Source organism: Pseudomonas sp. lyk4-R2A-8 (genome assembly GCF_030209095.1).
Classification (GTDB): Bacteria; Pseudomonadota; Gammaproteobacteria; order Pseudomonadales; family Pseudomonadaceae; genus Aquipseudomonas; species Aquipseudomonas quebecensis.
This window is the reverse complement of the sequence record NZ_JARVSS010000043.1, coordinates 1-24,271: the sequence shown is the minus strand read 5'-3', so window position 1 is coordinate 24,271 and position 24,271 is coordinate 1. Positions and strand designations below refer to the sequence as shown.

Sequence of the window (24,271 nt, the reverse complement as noted above, 5' to 3'; positions counted from 1 at the left end):
TGTCAGCCAAGACCGCACAAAAACCTGAAGTCAATTCAGATCCAAATGTGGGGGGGGGTTGCCCTCCCACAGTTCTGTCCGCGCCAGGCTTGGTGCCAAGGTGCTTTCTATGCCTCTTGTCAGCCAAGACCGCACAAAAACCTGAAGCCAACTTAGATCCAAATGTGGGATGGGGCTTGCCCTCCCACAGTTTTGTCCGCGCCAGGCTTGGTGCCAGGGTGCTTTCTATGCCTTTTGCTAGCCAAGACCGCAAAAAACCTGAAGCCAACTCAGATCCAAATGTGGGAGGGGGCTTGCCCCCGATGGCAGTGTGTCAGTCAACCTATCCATGACTGATACACCGCTGTCGGAAGCAAGCCCCCTCTCACTGGGTTTCACCGGAATATCAAGCCGGTTGCAGCACCGACTGACCGCTCAACGCCAGGTCCAGCAGTTCACGGTTGGCCACCGCGTACATGGCGTAGTCCGTGCCGACCGCGGCACGAATTTCCACCATCATTGCACGCCAGCGCTCGGCCATGTCCTTGTGCTGTTCAAGCCACAAGGCCACGCGGGCTTCCATGTCTTGCGGCGCGTCGGCCATCTGCAGAACAGAAATGGTGATCGCGCGCTGCTGAAAGTCCACATCGTCGCGGAACGCTTCGCGGGCCTGGGCCTGCCAGTTGTTGGCTACCGGCAGATCGCTGATCTGCTGCAGGTACCATGGCAGGTCCAGTGCGCTGCCGACGGCAAAGTAGGCCTTGGCCACTTCGGCGGCGTCATGCCCGGTTACGTCAGCGGCTTCGATGATCGGCAGCAAGGTGTACAGGTGCGTGGTGCCTGCAACCATGCGCGCCAGCAATTCCGGCACGCCGGCTTCGGTGTACGCCTGGTAGCGGGTCTGCCAGCCTTCGCGGGTCGGGCCTTCCAGCAGTTCGTCGAGCTTGAGGCCCAACGCGGCCAGGTGCGGACCGAAGTGGGCGGTGTCACGACCGGCATCCTGTTCGTTGCGGCGGCTGCGCAGGAACCAGCGCGTCGCGCGGCGCCCCAGGCGCATCAACTCGTCCATCAGCTCCAGCTGCACCTCGGCGGAAACCTGGTGATCCAGGGCCTCGATCTGGCGGAACCAGTGCGGGAGATGGAAGATGTCACGCACGATGACATACGCACCCGCCACGTTCGCCGGGCTCATGCCGGTCGACTCTTTGAGTCGCTGCACAAAGGTGATGCCCATATGGTTGACCAGATCGTTGGCGATCTGGGTGCTGACGATCTCACGCTTGAGGCGGTGACGACGCATGGCTTCGCCGAACTTGGCCACCAGGCTCGGCGGGAACGCGGTCTCCATGTCACGGGTGAGGTACTCGTCATCCGGTACCAGCGACTTGAGCAGCGCTTCCTTGAGGTCGATCTTGCTGTACGAGATCAGCACCGACAGCTCGGGTCGGGTCAGCCCCTTGCCATTGGCGGCGCGCTCGGCCAGCTGTTCCTCGGTCGGCAGGTACTCGATGGCGCGGTCCAGCTTGCCACGGCCTTCCAGGTCGCTCATCAGGCGCTTGTACTCGGCGGCACGCTCGTAGGCCTTGCGCGCGGCCAGGGACAGGGCCTGGGTCTGCTTATAGTTGTTGCCCAACACCAGGTTGCCGACTTCGTCGGTCATGCTCGCCAGCAACTGGTTGCGTTGCTTGTCGGTCATGTCACCGGCCTGCACCACTTCGTTGAGCAGGATCTTGATGTTCACTTCGTGGTCGGAGCAGTCCACGCCACCGGCGTTGTCGATGAAGTCGGTGTTGGAACCGCCGCCATTGAGGCCGAACTCCACGCGACCCAGCTGGGTCATGCCGAGGTTACCGCCCTCGCCTACTACCTTGCAGCGCAGCTCGTTGCCGTTCACGCGCAACGCGTCGTTGGCCTTGTCGCCCACATCGGCGTGGCTTTCGGTGCTGGCCTTGACGTAGGTGCCGATGCCGCCGTTCCACAACAGGTCCACCGGCGCCTTGAGCAAGGCGTTCAGCAGTTCGGTCGGGGTCAGCTTGTCGGCCTGGATGTCGAAGCGTTCTTTCATCTGCGGCGAGATGGCAATGCTCTTCGCGCTGCGCGAGAAGATACCGCCGCCTTCGGACATGATGCTGGTGTCGTAGTCGGTCCAGGCCGAACGCGGCAGCTCGAACATGCGCTTACGCTCGACAAAGCTGGTGGCCGGGTTCGGGTTCGGATCGATAAAGATATGCAGGTGGTTGAAGGCTGCGACCAGTTGCAGCTTGTCGGACATCAACAGGCCGTTACCGAACACGTCGCCGGCCATATCGCCGACGCCGACGACAGTGATGCTGTCTTCCTGCACGTTAATGCCGCGTTCACGGAAGTGACGCTGCACACCGACCCACGCGCCCTTGGCGGTGATACCCATCTTCTTGTGGTCGTAACCGGCCGAACCACCGGAGGCGAACGCATCACCCAGCCAGAAGCCGTAGTCGATGGCGATGCCGTTGGCGATATCGGAGAACGTCGCGGTGCCTTTGTCGGCTGCGACCACCAGGTACGGGTCATCGTCGTCATGACGCACGACATTGGCCGGCGGCACCAGGGCGCCGTCTTTCAGGTTGTCGGTGATGTCCAACAGGCCGGAGATGAAGATGCGGTAGCAGGCGATGCCCTCGGCCGCGATCTCGTCACGGCTGCCGCCCAGTGGCAGGCGACGCGGCAGGAAGCCGCCCTTGGCACCCACCGGCACGATCACCGAGTTCTTCACCTGCTGGGCTTTTACCAGGCCCAGCACTTCGGTGCGGAAGTCTTCTTCACGATCGGACCAGCGCAGACCGCCGCGCGCAACGTTGCCGAAGCGCAGGTGCACGCCTTCGACCCGTGGCGAGTACACGAAGATCTCGAACTTCGGCACCGGCTTGGGCAGCTCGGGAATGGCGCGCGGGTCGAACTTGAAGCTGAAGTACGACTTGTTCTGGCCGTTGGCGTCGGTCTGGTAGAAGTTGGTGCGCAGGGTGGCCTTGATCAGGTCCAGGTAGCGACGCAGGATGCGGTCTTCGTTGAGCACCTGAACGTCGTCCAGGGCGCTGAGGATCGCTTGCTCCAGGCGCTGCTGCTTGTCTTCCAGGTCATCGGCGGTGAGCTTGCGCGCCAGGTAGAAGCGGGTCTTGAACAACCGCGTCAACTCGCGGGCGATATCGGTGTGGTTGTTCAGGGTGCTGGCGATGTAACCCAGATCGAAGCCCAGGCGGATCTGCTTGAGGTAACGGGCGTAGGCACGCAGCAGCGCGACATCGCGCCATGGCAGGCCGGCGGTGAGCACCAGGCGGTTGAACGCGTCGTTCTCGGCATCGCCATGCACGATGTGCACGAACGCGTCCTGCAGGGTGTCGTTGAGCTGCTGGATATCCAGGTTCACGCCTTCGGCGGCGATGAACGCGAAGTCATGGATCCAGAACTCGCGGCCGTTGGCATGGCGCAGGCGGTACGGGAATTCACCCAGTACGCGCAGGCCGAGGTTCTCCAGGATCGGCAGCACGTCGGACAGCGCCAGCGGGGTATCCGCGTGGTAGAGCTTGCAATGCAGCTCACGCTGGCCGGACACCTGGCCCAGCGGCTGATAGAAGCTCATCACCAGCGGGTTGGCTTCGGTGAGGCTGAGCAGGTGCTGCATGTCGACCACGGCCGAATGCGCGGCGAAACGCTCACGGTAGCCGGCCGGGAAGCCTTTCGGGAAGTCCGCCAGCACGTTGGTGCCGTGGGCTTCGCCGAAGCTTTCCACGACCAGGCTGGCGTAGTCGTCCTGCCAGCTGCGGCAGGCCTGGATCACTTCCTTTTCCAGTTGCAGCGGGTCGATGTCCAGGCGGTTCTTCGGGTCAACCCGCAGAATCAACTGCACACGCGCCAGCACGGACTCGGAGAAGAAGGTCCAGAACTCACAGTCGCTGGCCTTGAGGCGATCCATCAACACTTGCTGGATCTTCTGGCGCACTTCGGTGGAGTAGATGTCGCGCGGCACGTAGGCCAGGCAGTAGCAGAAACGACCGTACGGGTCTTTGCGCAGGAACACGCGGATCTTGTTGCGTTCCTGGATCTGCACGATCGACATCACGGTGCTGAACAACTCGTCCACCGGAGTCTGGAACAGGTCGTCACGGGGCAGGACTTCGACGACCTGCGCCAGCTCCTTGCCCAGGTGCGCCTTGGCCTGGAAGCCCGAGCGGCGCTCGATTTCCGCCACCTTGCGACGGATATAGGGAATCACGCGTACGCTTTCGCCGTACACCGACGAGGTGTACAGGCCCATGAAGCGGCATTCCTTGATGACCTTGCCGTCGGCGTCGATCTCGCGGATCGACACGTAGTCCGGGTAGGCCGGGCGATGCACGCGGCTTGGGTGCGCGGCCTTGGCGAAGGACAACACAGTCGGCTCACGCAGGTAGGACACGGCGTAGTCTTCGATGCGCAGGTCTTCGGCGGTGAGGCCGGCGCGCAGCAGCTTGGTCAGACCGAGGAACGAATTGGCGTCATATTCGATATGACCGCCGTCCGCCTCGTCACGTACCACGAATTCTTCATAGCCCAGGAAGGTGAAATGGTTGCCCACCAGCCATTCCAGGAAATTCTTGATCTCGGCTTTTTCTTCGCCGTCGATGCTGAACCGGCTGGCGTCGATACCGGCCAGCAGGTCCTGGACCTTGGCTTTCATCGGCTCGAAATCGGCCACGGCCACGCGCACTTCGCCCAGCACCTGCTCCAGCTCTTTGCTCAGCACGTTCAGTTCGGCGGCATTGGCACAGCGGTCGATCTCCAGGTACATCAGCGATTCCTGCCGGATGCCTTCGCCCTGGGTGCCTTTGGGCAGAATCTCCTGCAACTCGCCCTTGCTGCCGCGACGCACGCTGAGCACGGTGGTTTGCAGGGTGTGAATGCTGTAGCCACGACGGTTGAGCTCGGTGCGCACCGAGTCCACCAGGAATGGCAGGTCATGGTGCAGCACTTCGACCGCGGTGTGGGTCGACTGCCAGCCATGACGTTCGTAATCGGGGTTGTAGACCCGCACTTGCGGTTGGGTGTGATCAAAGCGCTCAAGCAGGCGCCAGGCAGACAGGGTGCAACCGGCCAGGTCGGAAAGGCGACGCTGGGTCAGTTCGTCCAGGGAAATAATGCCGAAGAATTGTTCAGCGAACAGCGCCACTTGTGGCAGTGCCTGTTCACTGATGTGCTGCGCCAGTGCCGCTTGCAGTTGGTGCTGGAAGTCGGCCTTGCTGGCTGCGGTGAAGAACGCCATCTGTGGTACTCCGCTTGGGCTTGTTATTGATGGAAGCGTCGCGTGTTATCCCCTTGGGGGGAGACCGTCGACTCTGTTCGCAGGTAACGAGTTAAGCACCATAAACGAATCAGGGTGACAGGTGGGTGAAGCTGGACAAGACAGTCAGGTCACATACAACTTCCATAAGATGCGCACCTTGCCGGGTGACGGTACGACGGGCAGGTCAGGCGCCTGGAACATGCGCATCCGTTGCGCAGCTTAACGAGTGTAGGAGGACGGCTCTTGCAGCGCTGCGACATATTCGGTCATCGGTACGCAGGCGTGGGGTTGCGACGGGTGCAACCGTTGTCTCTCGCAAGCAAATCTTCGATTTCAAGCCTGCGAGCACCAAAAATGACTGACATTGACGCCAAAGTCATGCTGCCGATGCGCCCAGGAAGCAGGACCGAAATTCGCCTACAGCCTGAACCTATAAACATCTTCAACCTATTGAACTCCAAGCTGAACCTTTATAAGCCATACGAAGCACGGAAATACTAAAAGAAAATAACTACGTTCCGCTAGGAACTTTCCTACAAAGCTGTCGGAAGCCAATTGCACAGCTACGATTGAAAGAGGAAAACCGTGATGCTACTAATTTAAGCGCTTGCGAAATTTCTGATAGGTAGCAGCACGTCAGCAGATCCTGCTCGATCACAACGCAAAAGATCAAACCGTGGCGCCATCATGCTGAACCTTCTTTACAAAGCCTGCAGAGACCATAAAAGCCTACTGACCTTCACTCTGACGACAACTTTATTACTGAAAATACTGGTATTGGCGCCACCGTTGCTTTTCGGCGGAATAATTGATGCGCTCGGCACAAATCCCAAGGGTTATCAAATTTTACTTCCCAGTTTGATTGCAGCGTTCATTTTGGCAGGATGCGTACATGCGGCAATCAACCCAGCACAAAACCTGCTCTTATCAAAACTTGTTCAATCCATTATTAGGGACGCCTCCATTCATTGGGTTACACAACTAATACGAAAAGAATTTGATGCATTCAATACCTGGCGAATAGGACACTTCATCAAATCGGTAGAAAGAGGATTGACGGCACATGAAAAGTTACTGACATTCTTCATTACAACGGGACTCCCTATTTTATTGGAATTCATAGTAGTGGGCGGCGCGTTTCTTTACATGGGCGGCCTAACTATTTTCCTCGCACTAAATGGGTGCGCTCTTGTTTATGCGTTTGCCACCTACAAAATCATTCTCTGGCGAAGACTCCACCTCACTACTGTCAACGAACAGGAAGATGAATTAAGCGCAGTTTTATTCAACACCTTGAGTGCCGGAAAAACAATAAAACTGGAGGGTGCTGAAGAGTCCGCATCCCGCCCGTTGAATCTTGCTTTCAAACGCTATGCGGATGCCGCCATCACTGTGGCCAGTTCGAGTGGTTATTTGAGTGGGGCAAAGATCCTGTTCATCAGCTTTTCGACAGGAGCGCTGTTAGCCTGGGGAGTATTCAATCAGCTGTCTGCGACGCCAAGCATCAGTGTCGGACAATTGGTAGCCATTTTCTCGATCGCCAGCAGCTACTTACTCAACGTCACAAACCTGACAGAAGGTTATCGGGTGCTTGATCAATTCTTGGCTGACCAGCGCAGACTTGAGCATCTGTTGACGCTGCCTAACTTCGACGACGAAACCCGGCAAGCAGTACTCCCGAAATATTCAGAATCGACGTTGGCCCTTAAACCATGCTTTGTAACGGCGGATGGTTCGTCCCGAATAAACGTCAACACCACGCTGAGTTTTACCCAAGGTCAATCGGTAGCAATCACAGGCCCGAGTGGCGCCGGTAAATCAACGTTATTGGAAGCGCTCGCAGGGTTGAATCTTTCGCTGAGAGATAATCTGTACATCAATGGAGTGGCTGTATCCGACCTGAATGCAAAAGCTCATTTGGACTGCATCAGATATTGTCCTCAATCACCACAGTTTTTAGAGGGTGCTTTTGAGCACTCTGTTTTATTTGGGGTAGATAGATCCTCGGGCTTGGAACAAGCGATACGGCAATTGCAGGTTGAAGCGGTGGTCGACCATCGCAGCCTGGCCGAAAACGCGACTAATGTGTCAGGGGGTGAAGCCAAACGCCTGTCACTATTGCGACTGATCAATAAACCTGGTCATTTTAACTTGTTCGATGAACCCAGCGCTTCGATTGAGCAAACACTGGCAGTACCTGTGTGGGATCTGCTTTTCGAAACGTTCGGTAAGCTCGGCTTGATTTGTGTAACCCATGACTTGCGCCACCTGGAGCGCTTTGATCGCGTCATCATCATGCGAGAAGGAGCTATTGTGGATGACGGCCCGTGGCACGAGTTGCAGGTAAAACCAGCCATCAGGAAGCTGTTGGATAACATGCCCGCCCACGAGTAAGTCTCTGCACGAAACTCACTGCAATGGCACAATTGCCGACGCCGTGCCTCCACCCAACAGGATTCCCCATGCTTCAGTTAAAAACCGACGCCCTCATGGCCACCCCATGCGACGAAGAAGAAGACAATATGGCGATGCTCTGCTGCCATGGCAAAAACGGCGAGATGTTCATGCTCAGCCGCTACCCGGACGAAGAGGAAGTCGAGCTGACCTGGGACTACGAGCCGTCGACCCTGGATGGGCTGAAGGTCACGCTGGGCGACACGACGTTGCGAATAGAACTGGCTGCCGGTGATGCTGATGCGCTGGGTGGCAAGGATCAACTGGAGGTTACCCACGCCACGGCCGCATCCGACTTGGGCGAGGTGGAGGACACCTTGCAGAACATCCTCAAAGGCACGGGCACCTATACTCGGATTTAAAGGCGAGCCCCGCCCGCATTGCCGGTGTTCACAACAGAAAGCGCACCTTCGCACATAATTCCTACAAGTTTTGCCAAAAATAGCCGTTACGCCGTTAGTCGCCACGCCCCTCGATGCATTAAAGTAATGCCCCCAGCCCGCTGTTCGTTTCACAGCACGCGGGCTCTTCTTTCCAGGAACCGTCATCGATGGAACATCGTGAAGCGCTGCTTGCGCTGCGAACCTTTCTTTCTACGCAGATTCTCGGCCAGGAAAAGCTCATCGAGCGCCTGCTCATCGCCCTGCTCGCCGACGGCCATATGCTGGTCGAAGGCGCGCCGGGCCTGGCCAAGACCAAGGCCATCAAAGAGCTGGCCGAGGGCATCGAAGCGCAGTTCCATCGTATTCAGTTCACTCCCGACCTGCTGCCCGCCGACATCACCGGCACCGAGATCTATCGCCCGGAAACCGGCAGTTTCGTGTTCCAACAGGGGCCGATCTTCCACAATCTGGTGCTGGCGGACGAGATCAACCGCGCCCCCGCCAAGGTGCAATCGGCCCTGCTCGAAGCCATGGCCGAACGCCAGGTCAGCGTGGGGCGCAGCACCTACGACCTGTCGCCGTTGTTCCTGGTGATGGCCACGCAAAACCCCATCGAACAGGAAGGCACCTACCCGCTGCCCGAAGCCCAGCTCGACCGTTTCCTGATGCACGTCAAGATCGGTTTTCCCGATGCCACCGTGGAGCGGCGCATCCTGCAGCAGGCGCGCGGCGAAGCGCTCAACGGTGAAACCAAACCCGAGCGCCGCGTCAGCCAGCAGGCGATCTTCGCCGCTCGCAAGGAAATCCTCGGCCTGTATATGGCCGATGCGGTGGAGGAGTACCTGGTGCAACTGGTTATGGCCACGCGCACACCGGCCAAGTTCGACCCGGAAATGGCCGAATGGATCGCCTACGGCGCCAGCCCGCGCGGTTCCATCGCCCTGGACCGCTGCGCACGCGCCCACGCCTGGCTGGCCGGGCGCGACTTCGTAAGCCCGGAAGATATCCAGGCCGTACTGTTCGACGTGCTGCGCCACCGCATCATCCTGTCGTTCGAGGCCGAAGCCGCCGGGATCGACCAGGACCGCGTGGTGCAACGCATTCTCGACGTCGTTGCCGTCGCTTGAAGGCTATGAATACCGGTGATGGAATCCGCGTCACGCTCAGCGAGCTGATTGAGATGCGCCACCGCGTGCGTGAAGTGCAGCTGTTTTCCACGCCGAGCCAGCGCAGCCCTTTGATCGGCCTGCACCATTCCAAGCTGCGCGGGCGCGGTGTGGACTTTGACCAGGTGCGCGTGTACCAGGCCGGCGATGACGTGCGCACCATTGACTGGCGCGTGACTGCGCGCACTCAGGAGCCGCACACCAAGCTGTTCCACGAAGAGCGCGAGCGCCCGATTTTCATCATGGTCGAGCAAAGCTGCCGGCTGTTTTTCGGCTCCGGCCAGATGTTCAAGTCAGTGCTCGCCGCCCAGGCCGCCAGCCTGATCGGTTGGGCGGCGCTGGGGCATAACGACCGGGTCGGTGGGCTGGTGTTCGGCGACAACGAGCATTACGAAATCAAGCCACGCCGCAGCAAGCAAAGCCTGCTGCAATTGCTCAACCGCCTGGTGCGGGTCAACCAGAGCCTGAATACCGAAACCCGCCCCGAAGCCGATGCCTTGGGCATGGCCCTGCGTCGTGGCCGCGAGGTCCTGCGCCCGGGCAGCCTGGTGATCGTGATCTGCGACGAACGCGCGTTGAGCGACGGCGCCGAGCAGCAATTGAGCCTGCTGTCGCGCCATTGCGACCTGTTGCTGCTGCCAGTCTGCGACCCGCTCGACCATGCCCTGCCCGCCGCCGGGCTGCTGCGCTTCGCCGAACGGGGTGCGCAACTGGAACTGGACACGCTCAATTACGATCTGCGCCAGGCCTACAAGGCTCAGGCCGAAGCGCGCATCGCCCGCTGGGAATTGCTCGCGCAGAAACTGCGTGTCTTGCTGATGCCCTTGAGCACCCAGAGCGAAATGGTCGAGCAACTGCGCGAATACCTCAACCCGCAACGCCCGGTTAAAAAGCAATGAGCAGCCTCGATCAACTGCAACCGCTGATTGCCCCGCCGGCCATTGGTTTCTGGCCGCCCGCGCCAGGCTGGTGGCTGCTGCTGTTGCTGATACCGCTGCTGGGCTGGGGCCTGTGGTCGCTGCGCCGTTTTTTGCCGACCCGCCGCCCGGCGGTGCGCACCGAGCAACCGCTGGACCCGCTGCGCATCGCCGCCCTCGCCGAGCTTGCGCTGATGCCCAAGCCCTATGACGGCGCGCCCGCCGGCGCCTGGCTGCAGCAACTCAACGGCCTGCTCAAACGCCTGTGCCGCAACGACTACCCCTACAGCCAGAGCCATACCCTCAACGGCCGCAAATGGCTGGCATTCCTCGACAATCGCTGCCCCGCCGCGGGCCTGACGCGCTGGATGGTGCTGGTGGAAGGTGCGTACAAGCCCGAATGCAAACTCGACGACAAGGCCATCGCCGGCCTGACCCAGGCCGTCGACACCTGGATCCGCAAACATGTTTGAGTTCGCCTGGCCATGGGTCTTCCTCTTGCTGCCGCTGCCCTGGTTGATGCGGCTGATCCTGCCGGCGGCCGACAGCGGCGAACCGGCGCTGAAAGTCAGCTACCTCAGCGACCTCGAAGGCCTGGCACGCCGTCGCGCGCGCTCCAACCTGCCGGGCTGGCGCCAGCAAGCGCCGTTCGTGGTGCTGTGGCTGCTGTTGCTGACCGCCGCCGCGCGCCCCGAATGGCTCGGCGAACCCTTGCCGATCGCCGCCAGTGGCCGCGACCTGCTGGTGGCGGTGGACGTTTCCGGCTCCATGGACTTCCCCGATATGCACTGGCAGGACGAAGACATCAGCCGCCTGAACCTGGTCAAACACCTGCTCGGCGATTTTCTCGAAAGTCGCGAAGGCGACCGCGTGGGCTTGATCCTGTTCGGCAGCCAGGCCTACCTGCAGGCGCCCCTGACCTTTGACAGGCGGACCGTGCGCACCTGGCTGGACGAGGCGCGCATCGGCATCGCAGGCAAGAACACGGCCATCGGCGATGCCATCGGCCTGGCCTTGAAACGCCTGCGCCAGCGCCCGGCCCAGAGCCGCGTACTGATCCTGGTCACCGACGGCGCCAACAATGCCGGGCAGATCGACCCGCTGACCGCCGCGCGCCTGGCCGCCGAAGAAGGCGTAAAGATCTACCCCATCGGCATTGGGGCCGACCCGGAGCAAAACGGCTCGCTGGGCATCCTCGGCGTCAACCCCAGCCTGGACCTTGACGAACCCTCGCTCAGGGCGATTGCCGAGGCCACGGGGGGCCAGTACTTTCGAGCCCGGGATGGCGCGCAGCTGCAAGCGATCAAGCAGACTTTGGACACCCTCGAACCGGTTGAACAGCAACCCACCCAGGCGCGCCCGGCACACGCGCTGTACAGCGCGCCGCTGGCGCTGGCGTTGATCCTGAGCGTGTTGCTGGTGATCCAGGAACGTTGGCCGAACAACGCGCTGCAACGCGGCTTCGATAAATTGGCCAGCAAGGGTTTATTCCTGCCACCCAAGCCACAGTGGCGCCAACGTCTCAAGCGCCTGCGTTTACGGGGACGCCGATGATCGCTCTGTGGCCGCACTGGTTTCGCCCCTGGTGGCTGTTGCTGCTGCCATTGCTCGGCTGGTTGCTGTGGCAACTGTGGCACCGGCAAAAACGCGCCGGGCGCTGGCAGGTCATCCTGCCGCCGGCCTTCCATGCCGTGCTGCTCAGCGGCGGCAGCGGCCGCGAAAGCAAATCACCGTGGGTCGTGCTGGGTATTGCCTGGCTGCTGGCGGTACTGGCCTTGCTCGGTCCGAGCTGGCAACGCGTGGAACAGTCCAGCCAGAAACCTGCCGACCCGCTGGTGGTGCTGCTGGAGCTGACCCCGGAAATGCTCGCCACCGATGCCCCACCCAACCGCCTGGAGCAGGCGCGGCGCAAGCTGTATGACTTGCTGCGCGCCCGCAGCGATGCGCAGACCGCCATCGTGGTGTACGCCGGCAGCGCCCACACGCTCGTGCCCTTGTCGGACGACCTGGCCACCAGCGGCAACCTGCTGGAAGCCCTGCGTCCCTCGATCATGCCCGAGCCGGGGCACCGCGCCGACCTGGCCGTGGAAAAAGCCCTGGCCCTGCTGAACCAGGCCAGCCTGGGCCAGGGGCGTCTGTTGCTGATCGGCTCGTCGTTGTCCAAACAAGAGCACCAAGGCATCCGGCTGTTGCTGCAGAGCGCCCAGGCGCCGAGCCTGTCGATCCTCGGCATCGGCAGCCGCGAGGGCACGCCCGTGGCCCAGGAGAGCGGTGAGTTCCTCAAGGACGAACAGGGCGCAATCCTGGTGCCGCGCCTGGACAGCCCGACCCTCAAAGCCTTCGCCAGCGAAATGGGCGGTCGTTATCGCGCTGCACGCCTGGATGACAAGGACCTGCGCCAGCTCGGCGTACTGGACGCCCCGCAAGCCATGCGCGACGACGGGCAACGCCTGCGCCTGGATACTTGGGCCGACCAGGGTTACTGGTTGCTGCTGCCGTTACTGATGCTCGCCGCCTGCGCCGGGCGCCGGGGGTGGCTGTTCTGCCTGCCTTTGTTGCTGCTGGGCGCGCCCCAGCCGAGCTACGCGTTCGAGCTGCAGGATTTGTGGCTGCGCCCCGACCAGCAAGGCCAGTACCTGCTGAAGAAAAAACGCCCCGCGCAAGCCGCCGAGCGTTTCGAAGACCGACAATGGCAAGGCGTGGCGCTGTATGAGTCGGGCAACTACGCCGAAGCGGCCAAGCGTTTTGCCGAAAGCAATGACGCGTTCGCCCACTACAACCGCGGCAACGCCCTGGCCAAGGCCGGCGAGCTGGAGGCGGCGGTGGATGCCTACGACCAAGCCCTCGAAGCCCAGCCCGACCTGCACCCGGCGCTGAAAAACAAAGCCCTGATCGAAGCCTTGATACAGGAACAGGCCCAGGCGCAGGCCGAGCAAAAACCCGAGCAACCGGCAAAAAACCCGGATGACGAAACACCCCAACCCGGCCAGACTGCGCAACCGGGCGCCGATGGGCAGACCGCCACCGGCGGTGAGGAATCCACCCAGGGCCAGGGCAAAACCGGCAGCACCGATACCCAGTCCGGCGTCAAACCCACGACTGGCAGCAACGAGGTGCCGGGCAGCGAGCTGGGCGACGAGCAAACCACCACGCCGCCGCTGCGCCGCTCCGACGCCAGCCTGAGCGAACAACGCCAGGCCCTGGAACAATGGCTGCGGCAGATTCCGGACAACCCCGGCGAACTGCTGCGGCGCAAATTCTGGTACGAACAGCAACAACATCAGGACAAGACTCGATGAGCCGCCCCACCCTACTGCTTCTGCTCGCGTTATCGACCAGCGCCGCCCAGGCGGCGAACCTGGTTGCCAGCGTCGACCGCAGCCGGCTGAACTCCGGTGAAACGGTGGAGCTGACAGTGGAGTCCAGCGATGCCACCCAGTTCGGTAAACCCGACCTGTCGCCGCTGGATGCGCAGTTTGAAGTCAGCGGCACGCGCCAGATCAACCAACTCACCACCCTGGGCGGCGACAACCACGCCACCACGCGCTGGATCATCACCTTGCTGCCCAAGGAAAACGGCACGGTGGTGATCCCGCCCCTGCAAGTGGGCGACCTTCAGACCCAGCCGATCAGCCTGCAGGTCATGGAAACCGCCAGCCAGAACACCAGCGCGGAACTGGCGCCGGTGTTCGTCGAAGCCAGCCTCGACCAGTCCAGCGTGTATGTCCAGGCCCAGGCGCTGTTGACCGTGCGCGTATACCACTCGGTGTCGCTGTATGACGACAGCAGCCTCACGCCGTTGCAGATCGCCGACGCGCGCGTCGAGCAACTGGGCGAATCGCGCACCTATGAAAAAGTCATCAACAGTATTCGCCATGGCGTGATCGAAACTCGCTACGCCCTCTACCCCCAGCACAGCGGCAGCCTGGAGGTGGGCGCGCAGACTTTCAGCGCCACCTTGGTGGAAGCGCGCCCGCCCCAGGACAATACGCTGCAGGGCACCAAGCCGGGCAAGCTGATCCATGTCAGCTCCGCACCCTTGCGGCTGACGGTCCGGCCCAAGCCGTCGCTCTACCCTGCCGATGCGCCCTGGCTACCGGCCCGCAGCCTCACCTTGAGCGAAAGCTGGAACCCCGAGCATGCGCAGGTGCAAGTGGGTGACTCGCTGACCCGCAGCCTCACGGTCAAGGCCGAGGGTCTCTCCAGCGCACAACTGCCGGCCCTGCCCAGCACCGACATCGCCGGCCTGCGCCGCTACCCGGACCAACCGGTGCTGGCCAACCAGACCAGCGAGCGCGGCCTGGTCGGCAGCCGCGAAGACCGCGAGGCGCTGGTGCCCAACCGCGCCGGCGCGCTGGAGCTGCCGGCCGTCGACGTGGTGTGGTGGAACACCCACGAAGACCACCTGGAGCGCACCAGCCTGCCGGCGCGCACCCTGCAAGTGGCCAACAACCCCAGCCTGGTGGTGGACACCCCCGCCACGCCGACCATCATCACCGCCCCGGACGACAGCCGCCTGTGGCTGTGGCAACTGAGCACCTTGCTGCTGGCCTGCACCACCCTGCTGGGCTTCGGCCTGTGGTGGCGCGCGCGTCGGCAACCCGCCGTGCAGCGCGCGACGCAAACCGGCCCGAGCCCGCGCACCCTGCTCGACGACCTCAAGCGCGCCACCCAGGCCAACGACCCCCAGGCCACTCGCCAGGCCCTGGACGCCTGGGCGCGCCAGCAACCGGAAACCCTGGCGGACATGGCGGCGCGCTTCGTGCCGCTGTCGGACGCGCTGGATGGGTTGAACGGTGCGCTGTACAGCGAGAGCGGCCAGTACTGGCTGGGCGAAGACCTGTGGCGCGCGGTCAAAACCATCCCCATGGCCGAGCGCGAACCAGACCCGGCCACGGACACCACCAGCTTGCCACCGCTGTATCCCAAATAAGCCCCTGCATCCCTGACACACCACACATAAAAAGTTGGGAGGGGGCTTGCCCCCGATAGCCATGGGTATCTACACAACTTTCAGATCCTGACAAATCCCCCTGTGGCGAGCGGGCTCGTCCCGCGTTGGGCGGCGAAGCGGCCCCAAAAGCAGCCTCTACAGAGTGTCTGATACAGCGCATTCTTCTTTACTGGGGCTGCTGCGCAGCCCAACGCGGGACAAGCCCGCTCGCCACAACAGCCCTATCTGCCGGGCGTTCAGCGTTGAACCAAAGTTGTGTAGATACCTATGCCCCGATAGCGGTGGGTCAGTTGTAGATGAGTGGACTGACACGCCGCTATCGGGGGCAAGTCGAATCGTCGCACCGCCCCTCCCATCTTTAACCTGTGCTGCCTGATCGACATGCATTGTTAAAGGCCAGCAATCCATATCCCTTTAATTTGCAGGACGTTTCCTAGACAATCCCACGGCCTTGCGCCTGCTTGTTCCACTGGCTAGCCTTCGCTCCGTCGCTGCCTATCAGCGATCAGGGGTGAGATCCTGTGAACAGAAAGCCAAGCGCCACAACCGCGAGCAACATGCTCTATGGCGGCTGTGTGCGGGCAGACTTCGGTCTGACCGGGTGCTTCCTGACCGGTAATCTCACCCCGCACATAGCTGCCACCTTTCGCCGAGTGAGATCGGTAAAAGATTGGCTCCCACTTTTCAGGAGCTTCACTCATGAACAAAATCGTCCCCGACCCACCCCGTTTCACCCTCGACCGCGACATTCTCGACCGCGCCCTGCGTCATTACCTGCAACCCGACTCACCGCCATCCTTCACCGTGCACCACGACCTCAGCTTCGAAGACGCCCTCGCCCAGCTCTGCGACCTGCTGCGCTGCGCCGCCGCCACCGCATCCGACACCACCCAGGGCTTGAGCGGCGAGCAGCGCCATATGGCCGGTGCCACGCAGCACCTGATCGACATGGCCAGCACTCTGGCCGACCGCGCGCTGGAGTGCCTGCACGCTGGGTGATAGCGCAAATGGGCTGGTTCCCAGTAATGAGAGTCAGCCCACTCCCTCCCTGCCACCCGTCGTAACTGTGATTTCTGACAGTAGCCAGCCGCCCAGCCCCTGCCCTTACATACCTGAACGTTAAGACCGACCGGTGATGCGCTCAGGAGCAATGGCAAATCATGAACAAACTCACGTCCTATGCGCTGCTCGCGCTCTTGTTGTTGGTGTGCTCGCGCAGCTTTGCCGTCGAGGAGCTGTTTATCCTCGGCGATGCGGTGTCGGCCCAGGCCAGCGTCGCGCAACCGCGCAACGCTGCCTTGCAGGCACTGCTCAGCGACCCGACCACATCGCAGGTTAACCAGGTGACCCTGCACCCTCGGTTGCTGACGGCGGGCACCAGGAACCTCGCGCTGCCCCTGGAGGATGGCGTGGTTGTGGTCGCCGACAGGGTTGAATCGTACCGCCAGAAGCCGGGCATGCTGGTCTGGCATGCGCGCCTGCCGGACCAGCGCAGCCACGCCCGGCAGGCCTCTACCGCCCATAAAGAAGTGCCCGAAGATGGCCTTAATACCGTGACGCTGGCACGTCACGACGACAACATCACCGGTTCAATTCGTTATAAGGGCCAGCTCTACCTGCTGATGCCGATAGGCGATGGCAGACACGTGATCGTCAAGGTGGACGAAACCCGCTACCCGGGCGATGCCGAACGGCCCGCCGGGCGCACCGGCAAGCAGGGGGCCAAAACACGGGGTACCCGCCCCTCGAAAGAAGCTGCCAGCCCGCTGAGCACGGTGCGCGTGATGCTGGTATTCACCAACGGCGCCAGGACGGCGTGGCCGAACATGGACGGGCTCGCGACGCTGATGTTCGCCGAGGCCAACCGTGGCATGACCCTCAGCGAAGTGCCGGTGTTTTTCCAGAATGCAGGGGTTTATCACCTCGACTACGACGATATTTCTGGCGCGGACGGCTATGACGCGATGTTGAAAAGCCTGCGGGCCCCCACAGACGCCACCCTCGGCGCACCCGTGCATGCCTTGCGCGAACAGCAAAAAGCCGACCTGGTAGTGTTGGTTACCAACGCCAGGGGACTGTGCGGGTTGGCGTATGTGAACGCACCCAAAGCGTATGCATTCAGTGTTTTAAGCTTCCCGACCGGTACCTACGTCTTTGCCCATGAGATGGGCCACAACTTCGGGCTGAGTCATAACTCAGACGTGCCGGCAGGCGTCCATGGCGACGGCTTCGGCTACCGGCAAACCACCCAGCCGCCCTTCTGGCGCACGATCATGTCATACGAGTGCCTGTCGCCTGTTCAGTGCCCAAGGGTGAACTACTGGTCCAACCCCGATCACACCTACGACGGCTTGCCCATGGGCGTGGCAAAGATCAATAACAGCGCACGCGTCATCAACCTGCGACGGGACACGCTGGCAAACTTTTACCCGGCCTTTATTGGCGAGCCGCCTGCCGCCCAGCTGCGTGTGCCGCAGGAGGTCGATGCCAATCAAACCTTTCTGGTCAGGGTCATCGCCGCCGACTCACGTCGCAACCCGTTGCGCTACCACTGGACAGCCGCCGGCTTCATCCCCAGCGAGGGTACGACGGCTTCGCTCACCCTCACAGCGCCAGACGTTGCGCAAGACACCCACTACCCCATTTCGGTGGATGTCTCAGGCACCTACGGCACCACACGCCTGAACGCAACGATCAAGGTCCGGCCCGCCCCGCCACCGATCACCGCCACCCTGAAAATCCAGCCGGCAGTCCCGTCCGGCGGTAAATTACCGATCCGCGTCGATGCGCAGAGTCCCACCGGCCTGCCATTGAGCTATGCCTGGAGCAGAACCGCCGGCATGTACGAAGGCAGCATAGGGAATCGTCCCCAGGGCGTGTATACCGCGGCGACGGTCATCAAAGACACCCCTACCACCATCAAAGTGGTGCTCAAGGCCGGCCCCTATGAGCTGGAGCGCTTGGCCCCGGTAACGATTCTCGCCGCACCGACCACCCCACCGCCCATCGCGAAGATCAGCGGCGCACGCGAGGTGCTGGTGAACATGGCCCTGCCTCTGTCCAGCAATGATTCCAGTGGCGAACAATTGACCTACGCGTGGACAGCCACGGGTTTCACACCCGCTACATCGACGCAGGCTCATCCGATATTTCGGGCACCCGCCAGCCCGGGCAACCACATGATCACGCTGGTTGTTACCGATCGCCATGGGCGCAGCGCCGGCGCCATTCATGAAGTCTCCGTCACTGCGCAGTCATTGCCGACATGCAAGCCCTTGTGGCAGGCCACCCAGGAGTATGGGCTCAACGACGAAGTCTCTTATGACGGCTACGACTATAGGGGCCTGCACTGGTCGCAGGGCGCGCGCCCCGACCTGAACTGGGTGCCGGAAGGCTATTCCAAACCCTGGCGGCGCTTGACCACCTGTGTCGTCCGGTAAAGCCAACGAACACGGAGCGCGCACCTCGCTCCCTGTTCGGTTTGCGCGCAAGACGCCGCTCATCTAGGTAAACTCTGCATTTTTCACCGCCGTTCATGCCTGCGGCGGTCATTGACTAGAGTTTCTGGAGTCCGCCTTGCGTCTGTTCCACACCTCCGACTGGCACCTGGGCCAAAACCTCCACGGCCAGGACCGCGACTTCGAACACGCCTGTTTTCTTGAGTGGCTGCTGGGCCAACTCAAAGCCCATAGCCCGGAGGCGTTGCTGATCGCCGGCGATATTTTCGACACGGTCAACCCGCCGCTCAAGGCCCAGGAGCGGCTGTATGACTTCATCATCAGCGCCCATGAACAAAACCCCAACCTGACCATCGTGATGATCGCCGGCAACCACGACTCCGGCTCGCGCATCGAACTGCCCGCGCCGTTGATGCGGCGTTTGCACACCCATGCATTGGGCCGCGTGCTGTGGCTGGATGACGGGCAACTGGACGCCGAGCGCCTGCTGATCCCGCTGCCGAACGCCAAAGGCAAGATCGCCGCCTGGTGTCTGGCCTTGCCGTTTTTGCGCCCGGCGGAAGTCACCGGTGCGCACCTGGGCGACGACTACCTGCGCGGGATCGGCCAGGTGCATGAATGGCTGATCGCGGCCGCCAACGCCAAGCGTAAAAAAGGCCAGGCGCTGATCGCCATCAGCCATGCGCACATGGCCGGCGGTTCGGTCTCGGAAGACTCCGAGCGCAGCCTGATCATCGGCAATGCCGAAGCGCTGCCCGCCAGCCTGTTCGATAACAGTGTCGGCTATGTTGCCCTCGGCCATTTGCACAAGCCGCAAAAGGTCAATGGCGAAGAGCGCATTCGCTACAGCGGCTCGCCGATTCCGTTGTCATTTTCGGAGATTGGCTATAAGCATCAGATACTCGACGTCACCTTCCAGGGCCAATGCCTGGTGAGTGTCGAACCGATCCTGATTCCCCGTTCGGTCGACCTGCAACGCCTGGAGGCCGCGCCGTTGGCGGACATTCTCAAACAACTCGCCGACCTGCCCGACATCGACCTGCTCGCCGAAACCCAGCGCCACCCCTGGCTCGAAGTGCGCGTGCGCCTCGACGAGCCGCAACCGGACCTGCGCCAGCAAATCGAAAGCGCCCTGCAAGGCAAGGCCGTGCGTCTGGTGCGCATTGCTGCCGAGTACGCGGGCAAGCGCGGCGGCGACGACACCGACGATGAGCGCCTGATCGAACTCGACCAGCTCACGCCCCAGGAGCTGTTCAGCCGCGCCTGGCAGGACAGCTACGGCAGCGAAGTGGATGAACAGACTTTGCAGGACTTCGCTGTGCTGCTCCAGGAAGTGCAGCAGGAGGAGGAGCAACCATGAAGATTCTCGCCATTCGCCTGAAAAACCTGGCCTCCCTGGCCGGCCCGTTCGAGATCGACTTTACCGCCGAGCCCCTGGCCAGTGCCGGGTTGTTCGCGATCACCGGCCCCACCGGCGCCGGCAAGAGCACCTTGCTCGATGCGCTGTGCCTGGCGCTGTTTGGTGCGGTGCCACGCCTGGGCGACACCGGCCAGGCGAAGATGCCGGATGCCGACAGTGATATTTCCATCGGTGACCCGCGCACCCTGATCCGCCGTGGCACCGGCGGCGGCTATGCCGAGGTGGACTTCGTCGGTGTCAGCGGCCGCCGCTATCGTGCGCGCTGGGAGGCCAACCGCGCCCGCGACAAGGCCAGCGGCAAGTTGCAGAACAGCCGCCAGAGCCTGATCGACCTGGACAGCGACCAACTGCTGGCCAGCCAGAAAACCGAATACAAAACCCAGTTGGAACTGGCCCTGGGGCTGAACTTCGAACAGTTCACCCGCGCCGTGCTGCTGGCGCAGAGTGAGTTCAGCGCGGTCCTCAAAGCCAATGACAACGAGCGCAGCGAACTGCTGGAGAAGCTCACCGACACCGCGTTGTACACCCAGCTCGGCCGTCGCGCGTTCGACAAAGCCAAGGAAGCCAGGGACGCGCACAAGCAGTTGCAGGACCAAGCGAGCGGCGTGGTCCCTTTGACTGGCGAAGCACGCGCTGAACTGGATCAACAGTTGGCCGAGGCCCAGCAGCAGCTCAAGACCCGGCAGGCCCAACTCAAGCAGTTGGAGTTGCAGTACACCTGGCTCAAGGAGTTGCGCGAGTGGCAGGAACGCCAACTCAGCGCCACCGAACAACTGCAACGCGCCGAGGCCGAGTGGGCCGGTCAAAGCCAGCAACGCCAGGACCTGCTCCGCCTGGAGCAGTTGGCGCCGCAACGCCATCACTTCGCACGCCAGGCCGAACTGAGCGCACTGCTGACACCTTTGGCTGCGCAGATTCAGCAGCATATCCAACAGCAGAGCGAGCTGCAGACCCGCCAGGCGCAAGCTCAACACCAGCAGGCAGCCGCTCAAACGGCCTTGGCTGACGCCCTGAAGAACCAGAGCGACGCGGCCCCGCGGCTACGTCAGGCCTTCGAAGAACAAAGCACCCTCACCCACTTGACCCAAGACCTGGCCAAGCGCACCGACGAGCACCTCCAGCAGCAAACCGCCTGCACCGAAGGCCAAGCCCTGCTCAACGGCTTACTGGACAAGCAGGCTCAAGTCGCCGAGCGCCTGCAAAGCCTGGGCGCCGAGCTGGAACGCAGTGCGGCCCTGGCACCCTTGAGTGAGGGTTGGACCTACCAGCGCGAGCGCCTGCAACAGCTGATGGTGATTGGTAACCGCCTGAAGAAGGGCCAGGACGAACTGCCGCAACTGGAGGAGCGCGCCACCCGCGCTGCCGAAACGTTCAGCGCACAACGCCAATCGCTGGACCTGCTGTATCAGGAAGCCGGCGCAGAACCCCATGCGGTGGCCGAACAGATTCAACTGCTCGCCAGCCTGTTGCAGGACAATCGCAAGCAACAGCGCGCCTTCGAAGACCTGACGCGCCTCTGGGACAGCCGGCAACAGCTGGACCTGCAAGCTGCCGCGCTGACACAGAAACTCGCCGATGCCCGACAACAGCGCGAGCGACTCAACCAGAGCGGCCTGCAAGCTAAAGCGGAACTGACGGTGGCCGAGCAGACATTGACGGTGACCAAGCACCTGCTCGAACGCCAACGCCTGGCGCGCAGTGCCAGCGTCGAAGAATTGCGCGAACAGTTACAGGACGACCAGCCCTGCCCGGTGTGCGGCAGCCATGAGCACCCGTATCACCAACCCGAAGCGCTGCTGCAAAGCCTTGGCCGCCATGACGAAACCGAAGAGGCCACCGCGCAGAAAGCCGTCGACACCCTCAAGGAAAAACTCACCGACCTGCGTGGCGAAGTCGGCGGGCTGATCGCGCAGCAAAAGGAATTCCTGCAACAGCAGGAACAGTTGGCCGCGCAACAACAGGCGCTGCAACCCAGCCTGGATGCACATCCGCTGGCCACTTCCCTGTTCAACCAGGACGCCGCCAACCGCAGCCCCTGGCTGGCTCAACAACTGGCCCAACTGACGCAAAACATCAGCCAGGACGAACAACGCCAGGCGGCCTTGCTCAACCTGCAACAAAACGCCGGGCGCTTGCAGCAACAATTGCAAGCGGCCCAGGACGCCAGCCAGCAAGCCCGCCAGTTGCTGGTGGATCAACAGCGCGAACTGTCCAGCGACCGCGAACGCCTCGACGAAGAACTCAGTGCCTTCGCCAGTCTTCTGCCGGCCGAGACGCTGGAAGGCCTGCTCAAGGAACCTGCGGCGACCTTCATGCAGTTGGACCAGCAAGTCAGCCAACGCCTGGAACAGTTGGGCCATAAGCGCGATGAGCTGGCCGAGCAACAGGAACGCCAACAGGCCATCGAGAAACAACAGACCCACCAGCAGCATCGCCGGCAGCAACTTGAAGCACTGGCCCAGCAGGTCGGCGAACTGACCAGTCGACAGCACGCCGCCCAGGAAACACTCAGCCACCTGCTGGGCGAGCACGCCAGCGCCGAACAGTGGCAGCAACAACTGGACCAGGCCGTCGTACACGCACGCCAAGGCGAAACCGACGCCAACCAGCAACTGCAAGAGACGCGTGACGCGCTGGTGCAACTGGCCGCCGACCTCAAGGCCCGACAGGAACGCCAACAGGCACTGCTCGCGGAACAGCAAGCGCTCGACGCCCGTATCCACGAATGGCGCGCGCTGCACCCCGAACTCGATGACACTGGCCTGACGCGTCTGCTGGCCTTCGACGAGGCGCGCATCAACGCGCTGCGCCAGCAACTGCAGCACAGCGAGAAAGCCGTCGAACAAGCCAAGGTCCTGCTGCAAGAGCGCCAACAGCGCCTGGCGGAACACCAGGCCCTGCACAACGGCAACCTGGAAGCCGAACAGCTGGACAGCACCCTCGCCGCCCTCAACCAGCAATTGGCCGAGGGCGAGAAACAGGTGGCCGAACTGCGCGCGCGCCAGGCCGAGGACCAGCGTCGCCAGGACGCCAACAGCGCCCTGGCCCATGAGATCGCCACAGCCTATGACGAGTGGCAGCGCTGGGCACGCCTGAATGCACTGATCGGTTCGGCGACCGGCGATACATTCCGCAAGATCGCCCAGGCCTACAACCTCGACCTGCTGGTGCACCACGCCAATGTGCAACTGCGTCAACTGGTGCGCCGCTATCGCCTCAAGCGCGGCGGCAGCATGTTGGGCCTGTTGGTGATGGACACGGAAATGGGCGACGAACTGCGCTCGGTGCATTCGTTGTCCGGCGGCGAGACGTTCCTGGTGTCGCTGGCATTGGCCCTGGGGCTGGCGTCGATGGCGTCCAGTACGCTGAAGATCGAATCGCTGTTTATCGATGAAGGCTTCGGCAGCCTCGACCCCGAATCCCTGCAATTGGCGATGGATGCGTTGGATGGCTTGCAGGCCCAGGGCCGCAAAGTCGCCGTGATTTCCCACGTACAGGAAATGCACGAGCGCATCCCGGTACAGATCCAGGTCAAGCGCCAGGGCAACGGCCTGAGTACGTTGGAGGTCAAATGAGCCAAGCGCTGCTGTACTCGTTCCGCCGCTGCCCCTACGCCATGCGCGCGCGATTGGCACTGCGCTACAGCGGCGTGCCGGTACGCATCGTCGAGGTGAGCCTCAAGGCCAAGCCGGCCGAAATGCTGGCATTGTCGCCCAAAGGCACCGTGCCGGTGCTGAGCGTGGACGGCCAGGTGATTGATGAAAGCCTGGCGATCATGCAATGGGCCCTGGCCCGGCACGACCCCGAGGACTGGCGACTGGGCGGTGACCCGGCGGTGCTGGCGTTGATCGCCGAGAATGACGAGCGTTTCAAGTATCACTTGAATCGATACAAATACGCCGAACGCTACCCGGAGCAGCCCAAGGCGTTTTATCGGGCCGAGGGTGAGGTGTTCCTGCAAAAGCTGGAGGGATTGCTGGCGCAGCGAGATTATTTGCTGGCCGATCATCTGAGCCTTGTCGATGTGGCACTGGCGCCCTTTGTACGCCAGTTTGCCCACGTAGATCGGGAGTGGTTTGCAGGCACTGCGTATCACCGGCTACAGGACTGGCTGACACGCTTTGTGCAATCCCCGTCGTTCATGGCGGTGATGGCCAAGCCTTGAGCGCTTGGGTCCTGTGTCCAACAAGGCACAGATCGTTCCCACGCTCCCGCGTGGGAATGCAGCCCGTGACGCTCCGCGT

At 62.1% G+C, this 24,271-nt stretch carries 14 protein-coding genes; 13 read left to right on the top strand and 1 reads right to left on the bottom strand.

What is annotated here, in order from left to right; all coding sequences use genetic code 11:
• Positions 1 to 385 precede the first annotated feature (385 nt).
• A complete protein-coding gene (locus tag QRN10_RS25055) occupies positions 386 to 5,254 on the bottom strand; it encodes an NAD-glutamate dehydrogenase (protein WP_285429380.1) in 4,869 nt (1,622 codons plus the stop codon).
• Between the two features lie 708 nt (positions 5,255 to 5,962).
• Here QRN10_RS25055 and QRN10_RS25050 point away from each other — a divergent pair.
• The 13 genes from QRN10_RS25050 to QRN10_RS24990 all read left to right on the top strand — a co-directional run bounded on the left by QRN10_RS25050 (position 5,963) and on the right by QRN10_RS24990 (position 24,192).
• Positions 5,963 to 7,669 (top strand): ATP-binding cassette domain-containing protein, encoded by a 1,707-nt coding sequence (locus QRN10_RS25050; protein WP_181077945.1) that lies wholly within the window; start codon positions 5,963 to 5,965, stop codon positions 7,667 to 7,669.
• 68 nt (positions 7,670 to 7,737) lie between these two features.
• Entirely contained in the window at positions 7,738 to 8,091 is a 354-nt protein-coding gene (locus QRN10_RS25045) for a hypothetical protein (RefSeq protein ID WP_285429379.1), read from the top strand.
• A 188-nt stretch (positions 8,092 to 8,279) separates the two neighbouring features.
• Positions 8,280 to 9,239 carry an AAA family ATPase gene (locus QRN10_RS25040; RefSeq protein WP_034098224.1) on the top strand — a complete coding sequence of 320 codons (960 nt, stop codon included), beginning with the start codon at positions 8,280 to 8,282 and terminating at the stop codon, positions 9,237 to 9,239.
• Between the two features lie 5 nt (positions 9,240 to 9,244).
• Positions 9,245 to 10,177, top strand: a complete 933-nt coding sequence (locus QRN10_RS25035) for a DUF58 domain-containing protein (protein ID WP_253507972.1) — start codon at positions 9,245 to 9,247, stop codon at positions 10,175 to 10,177.
• Complete coding sequence (locus tag QRN10_RS25030) at positions 10,174 to 10,668, top strand: DUF4381 domain-containing protein (RefSeq protein ID WP_181077950.1); 495 nt, start codon at positions 10,174 to 10,176, stop codon at positions 10,666 to 10,668. Before QRN10_RS25035 ends, QRN10_RS25030 begins: the two co-directional genes overlap by 4 nt.
• Positions 10,661 to 11,749 carry a vWA domain-containing protein gene (locus QRN10_RS25025; protein WP_181077952.1) on the top strand — a complete coding sequence of 363 codons (1,089 nt, stop codon included), beginning with the start codon at positions 10,661 to 10,663 and terminating at the stop codon, positions 11,747 to 11,749. The genes QRN10_RS25030 and QRN10_RS25025 overlap by 8 nt, the downstream gene beginning before the upstream one ends.
• Positions 11,746 to 13,494, top strand: a complete 1,749-nt coding sequence (locus tag QRN10_RS25020) for a tetratricopeptide repeat protein (protein WP_285429378.1) — start codon at positions 11,746 to 11,748, stop codon at positions 13,492 to 13,494. Before QRN10_RS25025 ends, QRN10_RS25020 begins: the two co-directional genes overlap by 4 nt.
• Positions 13,491 to 15,128: a BatD family protein gene (locus QRN10_RS25015; protein ID WP_285429377.1), complete on the top strand. Its 1,638-nt coding sequence runs from the start codon at positions 13,491 to 13,493 to the stop codon at positions 15,126 to 15,128. Before QRN10_RS25020 ends, QRN10_RS25015 begins: the two co-directional genes overlap by 4 nt.
• Before the next feature lie 720 nt (positions 15,129 to 15,848).
• Positions 15,849 to 16,148 (top strand): DUF6124 family protein, encoded by a 300-nt coding sequence (locus QRN10_RS25010; RefSeq protein ID WP_181077958.1) that lies wholly within the window; start codon positions 15,849 to 15,851, stop codon positions 16,146 to 16,148.
• A gap of 161 nt (positions 16,149 to 16,309) precedes the next feature.
• Positions 16,310 to 18,589 (top strand): M12 family metallo-peptidase, encoded by a 2,280-nt coding sequence (locus QRN10_RS25005; RefSeq protein ID WP_285429376.1) that lies wholly within the window; start codon positions 16,310 to 16,312, stop codon positions 18,587 to 18,589.
• 136 nt (positions 18,590 to 18,725) lie between these two features.
• Positions 18,726 to 19,967 carry an exonuclease SbcCD subunit D C-terminal domain-containing protein gene (locus QRN10_RS25000; RefSeq protein WP_285429375.1) on the top strand — a complete coding sequence of 414 codons (1,242 nt, stop codon included), beginning with the start codon at positions 18,726 to 18,728 and terminating at the stop codon, positions 19,965 to 19,967.
• Positions 19,964 to 23,602 (top strand): AAA family ATPase, encoded by a 3,639-nt coding sequence (locus tag QRN10_RS24995; protein ID WP_285429374.1) that lies wholly within the window; start codon positions 19,964 to 19,966, stop codon positions 23,600 to 23,602. Before QRN10_RS25000 ends, QRN10_RS24995 begins: the two co-directional genes overlap by 4 nt.
• A complete protein-coding gene (locus QRN10_RS24990; RefSeq protein ID WP_266247925.1) occupies positions 23,599 to 24,192 on the top strand; it encodes a glutathione S-transferase in 594 nt (197 codons plus the stop codon). Before QRN10_RS24995 ends, QRN10_RS24990 begins: the two co-directional genes overlap by 4 nt.
• The last annotated feature ends 79 nt before the right edge of the window (positions 24,193 to 24,271 follow it).

Excerpts from the sequence above, each read along its gene's own strand:
- QRN10_RS25055 (WP_285429380.1), bottom strand. The coding sequence starts at position 5,254 with ATGGCGTTCTTCACCGCAGCCAGCAAGGCCGACTTCCAGCACCAACTG.
- QRN10_RS25050 (WP_181077945.1), top strand. The coding sequence starts at position 5,963 with ATGCTGAACCTTCTTTACAAAGCCTGCAGAGACCATAAAAGCCTACTG.
- QRN10_RS25045 (WP_285429379.1), top strand. The coding sequence starts at position 7,738 with ATGCTTCAGTTAAAAACCGACGCCCTCATGGCCACCCCATGCGACGAA.
- QRN10_RS25040 (WP_034098224.1), top strand. The coding sequence starts at position 8,280 with ATGGAACATCGTGAAGCGCTGCTTGCGCTGCGAACCTTTCTTTCTACG.
- QRN10_RS25035 (WP_253507972.1), top strand. The coding sequence starts at position 9,245 with ATGAATACCGGTGATGGAATCCGCGTCACGCTCAGCGAGCTGATTGAG.
- QRN10_RS25030 (WP_181077950.1), top strand. The coding sequence starts at position 10,174 with ATGAGCAGCCTCGATCAACTGCAACCGCTGATTGCCCCGCCGGCCATT.
- QRN10_RS25025 (WP_181077952.1), top strand. The coding sequence starts at position 10,661 with ATGTTTGAGTTCGCCTGGCCATGGGTCTTCCTCTTGCTGCCGCTGCCC.
- QRN10_RS25020 (WP_285429378.1), top strand. The coding sequence starts at position 11,746 with ATGATCGCTCTGTGGCCGCACTGGTTTCGCCCCTGGTGGCTGTTGCTG.
- QRN10_RS25015 (WP_285429377.1), top strand. The coding sequence starts at position 13,491 with ATGAGCCGCCCCACCCTACTGCTTCTGCTCGCGTTATCGACCAGCGCC.
- QRN10_RS25010 (WP_181077958.1), top strand. The coding sequence starts at position 15,849 with ATGAACAAAATCGTCCCCGACCCACCCCGTTTCACCCTCGACCGCGAC.
- QRN10_RS25005 (WP_285429376.1), top strand. The coding sequence starts at position 16,310 with ATGAACAAACTCACGTCCTATGCGCTGCTCGCGCTCTTGTTGTTGGTG.
- QRN10_RS24995 (WP_285429374.1), top strand. The coding sequence starts at position 19,964 with ATGAAGATTCTCGCCATTCGCCTGAAAAACCTGGCCTCCCTGGCCGGC.
- QRN10_RS24990 (WP_266247925.1), top strand. The coding sequence starts at position 23,599 with ATGAGCCAAGCGCTGCTGTACTCGTTCCGCCGCTGCCCCTACGCCATG.